This is a genomic window from Micromonospora sp. NPDC052213, assembly GCF_040679695.1.
GTDB lineage: Bacteria > Actinomycetota > Actinomycetes > Mycobacteriales > Micromonosporaceae > Micromonospora.
Genome location: NZ_JBFAVI010000289.1, coordinates 1 through 4,242, shown reverse-complemented (window position 1 = coordinate 4,242; position 4,242 = coordinate 1). Strand labels below are relative to the sequence as shown.

Here is a 4,242-nt window from a genome sequence, read left to right as displayed (position 1 = left end):
CGCGCCGTCGGCGGCGCGGCCCGGAACGCCGACCCGGGAGCCGGCGTCGCGCCGCGCTGTTCACATCCCCGCGAGGGCGGCGCGGACGGCCGACTCCGGTACGTCGGCGACCAGGTCCGGGCCGGTCGGGCCGTCCAGTACGAAGGACAGCCCCGACGTCGCCTTCTTGTCCCGGCGCATCAACGCGATCAGCTCGTCGTGGTCCACCCCGGCCGGCAGGGCGGTGTCGAGGCCGTAGTACGCCACCACCTCGCGGTGCTCGACCACCCGGCGCGCGTCGATCCGATCCAGGATCCCGGCCAGTCGTCCCGCGAACACCGTGCCGATGCCGACCGCCTCGCCGTGCCGGAGCCGGAAGTCGGTCGCGATCTCCAGCGCGTGCCCCAGCGTGTGGCCGTAGTTGAGGATGTGCCGCAGCCCGGCGTCACGCTCGTCGGCGGCCACCACCTGGGCCTTGAGCGCCACGCACGCGGCGATCTGCTCGTCCACCGGCCGGTCGCGCAGGTCTCCCGCGCCGATGAAGTGCGCCCGGGCGATCTCCCCGTAGCCGTTGCGCCACTCCCGCTCCGGCAACGTGCCCAGGTGCTCGGTGTCGCAGAGCACCGCGCGGGGCTGCCAGTACACGCCCACCAGGTTCTTGCCCTCCGGCAGGTTCACCGCCGTCTTCCCGCCGACGCTGGCGTCCACCTGCGCGAGCAGCGACGTCGGCAGGTGGATCACCGCGATGCCCCGGTGGTAGAGGCCGGCGGCCAACCCGACGACATCCGTCGTGGTGCCGCCGCCGCAGGAGACCACCGCGTCGGAGCGGGTCAACCCGAAGTCCGCGAACTCCCGGCACAACTGCTCCACCGTGGACAACGTCTTGTCGTGCTCGCCGTCGCGGGCCGGCACCACCCGGTGCGGCACCCCCGGGTCCGGCGTCCACTCGGCCGGGCGGGCGGAGACCACGACGACCCGGCGTGCGCCGATCCGCGCCACCTCCGCCGGCAGCCGGTGGCGCACGCCGGGACCGATGAGCACCGGGTACGCGCGCTCGCCGAGCGCCACCTCGATCCGGGACGGCTCCGTGGCGGGACGGTCGTCGGTGCGGGTCGGGTGCATCAGGCTGCCACCTCCTGGGGGCGCAGGACGAAGGGCGGGGACGGGTCGGGGGCGTCCTGGCCGGCGCGGACCAGCCACAGCCGCAGCGCCATCGCCGCCAGCGAGTCCACCTCCGGCGCGATGCCCCACCGGTCATGGGTGAGCTGGGCGTGGTGCGCCAGCAGGAAGCCCCGCGGCACCTCGGCGGGACGGCCGACCACGTCGGCCACCTGGTGCAGGTAGCGCCGCCACGCGGCGGCGACCTCGCCGGTGAACGGCAGGTCCCCGGCCGCCAGCACGATCTTCTCCGCCCCGGCGTCGGCCTGCGTGGCGAGGTCCCGGCGCTGCGCCCCGGTCAGCGACCAGCTCCGGTCCTGCCAGTGCAGGAAGAGGAAGGCCGGCCGGTCGGCCTCCGGCATCAGCCCCGTCAGGTGCCGCAGGTGCGCCACCGCGAGGGGCAGTTCGAGGCCGGCCAGCCAGGCGCCGTCCCCGCCGAGCAGGGCCAGCGCCAGGTCGCTGCCCGCGTACGCGAGCGGCCCGCCCCGGGCGGCGTCGCGGAAAGCGTACGGGTCGGCGGCGAAGGACACGGCCGGGTCGTGCGCGAGCAGTCCCCGCCGTACGGCGTCGAGCGCGGGCGAAAACGCGTGGAAGCCGAGGCTCAGGCCCTGGTTCAACCGGTCGAAGTACCAGTCCGACCCGGGGTCGGCGCGGCGGGCGTCGGCGACCAGCCCGGCCAGCACGGTCGGCACCAGCTCGACCACCCACGCGTCCGGGCACCGGCCGGCCGGCACGGCGAGGCGGGCGAACAACCAGGAGCGTTCCACGGACGGCACCTCGACTGACGGCGGGCAGAGCGCGGGCGCGACGGCCGGTCTGCGGGGGTCGGCCCCATCATCGGCCTGCGGCCCGTCCCGCCGGCACGTCGCCGGTCGGATCTGGGGACGACTTAGGGGGTGACAGGGGTAGGTCGCCGCCACGGTGCTCGGAAGACTTGTGCCGTTGTACGGCGAGCGAGGTCTACGCCGCGATGAGGAGTCTCGCCGACGGACGGATGTGGTGACATGCTTCGGAGCGACCTGATCCAGCCGTTGCCCGATCTGCTCAGGGCCCACGCCGCGAGGCTCGGGAACAAGGTCGCCTTCCGCGACGAGCGCCGCGCCGTCGGGTACGCCGATCTGGAGGCGCGTACCCGGCGACTCGCCGGCCACCTGGCGGCGGCGGGCGTCGGGCGGGGCGATCGGGTGGCGATGTGCCTCGGCAACCGCGTGGAGACGGTGGAGACGTGGCTCGCCGTCACCCGGGCCGCCGCGGTGGGCGTACCGCTGAACCCGCACAGCACCGACGCGGAGCTGGCCCACCTGCTGGACGACTCCGGGGCGGTGCTCGTCGTCACCGACCCGGCGCACCTGGCCCGACTGCTGCGGCTGCGGACCGACCGGCCGGGCCTGCGCGTCTGGGTCGTCGGGGACGACCCCGCGCCCGAGGGCGTCACCGCGTTCCGCGACCTGGCCGACGCGGAGCCGGCCGTCGCCGCCCGCGACGACCTGGGCCTCGACGAGGTCGCCTGGATGCTCTACACCTCCGGCACCACCGGCGCGCCGAAGGGCGTGCTCTCCACGCAGCGCACCTGCCTGTGGTCGGTGGCGTCCTGCTACGTGCCGGTGCCCGGCCTCACCGACGCCGACCGGGTGGTCTGGCCGCTGCCGCTGTTCCACAGCCTGTCCCACATCGGGTGCGTGCTCAGCGTGACCGCGGTGGGCGCCACCGCCCGGCTCGTCGACGGTTTCTCCGCCGACGACGTGCTGCGCGCCGTCGCCGAGGACGAGGCCACCGTGCTGGCCGGGGTGCCCGCGATGTACCACCACCTGGTGGCCGCCGCCCGGGAGACCGGCTTCCGGGCCCCGGCCCTGCGGGTGTGCCTGGTCGGCGGGGCGATCACCACCGGGGCGCTGCGGCGCGCGTTCCACGAGGTCTTCGACGCGCCGCTGCTCGACGCGTACGGCAGCACGGAGACCTGCGGCTCGATCGCCGTCACCCGGCCCGACCGGCCCCGGGTCGAGGGCTCGTGCGGGCAGCCGGTGGACGGCGTCGAGGTGCGGCTGGTCAGCCCGGAGACCGGGCTGGACGTCCCGACCGGGAACGAGGGCGAGGTCTGGGTACGCGGCCCGAGCGTCATGCTCGGCTACCACGGGCTGCCGGAGGTCACCGCCGCCGCGTTGCGCGACGGCTGGTACCGCACCGGCGACCTGGCCCGCTTCGACGCCGGCGGCAACCTGTTCGTCACCGGGCGGCACCGAGAGTTGATCATCCGGGGCGGGGAGAAGATCCACCCGGGCGAGGTGGAGGACGCGCTGCGCGCGGTGCCCGGCGTCGCCGACGTGGCGGTGACCGGCCGGCCGCACGACGTGCTCGGCGAGGTGCCCGTGGCGTTCGTCGTCCCCGGCCCGGAGGGCTTCGACCCCCGGGCCGCGTACGCGGCCTGCCGGGAGCGGCTCGCGTACCACAAGGTGCCCGAGGAGCTGTACGAGATCGCGGCAGTGCCCCGGACCGCCTCCGGCAAGGTGACCCGGCGGCTGCTGCTGGAGCGGCCCGCCCGGCTGCGCGCCGTCAACGGCAGCCACCACGAGGCGCTGACCCGGATCGCCTGGCGCCCGCTGGACCTCACCGCCGCGCCGACGGCCGGGGCCGACGCTGACGGAGCCCCGGGCCGGCGCTGGGCGGTGGTGGGCGCGGGCGGCGGGGAGCCGGCCGCCGCGCTGCGCGCCGCCGGGGCGGTGGTGCGGACGTACCCCGACCTGGCCGAGCTGGCCGCGGACGCCGACCGGCCCGACGTGACCGTGCTGGCGGCCGGGCCCGCCGGGGACGCGGCCGGTCTCGCCGACACGGCGCGGGGCTGGCTGGACGACGAGCGGTCCGCCGGCGGCCGGGTGGTGCTGCTGACCACCGGGGCCGTGGACGCGTCCACCCCGGACCGCCCCGACGCCCCCGACCTCGTCCCGTCGGCCGTCGTGGCCTGGGCGGTGGGCCGCTGCCTGCTGGCCGCGTACCCGGATCGGGTGGTGCTGGTCGACCGCGACGCCGACGGGCGCTCCCCGGCCCTGCTGCCGGCCGCCGTGGACGCCGGCGCCGCGCAGGTCGCCCTCCGCGCCGGCGCCGCCCGGC

At 76.5% G+C, this 4,242-nt stretch carries 3 protein-coding genes; 1 reads left to right on the top strand and 2 read right to left on the bottom strand.

The features are described 5' to 3' along the window. Window positions 1-60: 60 nt before the first annotated feature. A complete protein-coding gene (locus tag AB0L34_RS33010; protein WP_363709506.1) occupies window positions 61-1,101 on the bottom strand; it encodes a 3-dehydroquinate synthase family protein in 1,041 nt (346 codons plus the stop codon). Beyond that, window positions 1,101-1,904 carry a hypothetical protein gene (locus AB0L34_RS33005; RefSeq protein WP_363709504.1) on the bottom strand — a complete coding sequence of 268 codons (804 nt, stop codon included), beginning with the start codon at window positions 1,902-1,904 and terminating at the stop codon, window positions 1,101-1,103. Before AB0L34_RS33005 ends, AB0L34_RS33010 begins: the two co-directional genes overlap by 1 nt. A gap of 237 nt (window positions 1,905-2,141) precedes the next feature. Here AB0L34_RS33005 and AB0L34_RS33000 point away from each other — a divergent pair. Further along, a partial coding sequence (locus AB0L34_RS33000; RefSeq protein ID WP_363709502.1) for an AMP-binding protein occupies window positions 2,142-4,242 on the top strand: 2,101 nt, incomplete at its 3' end.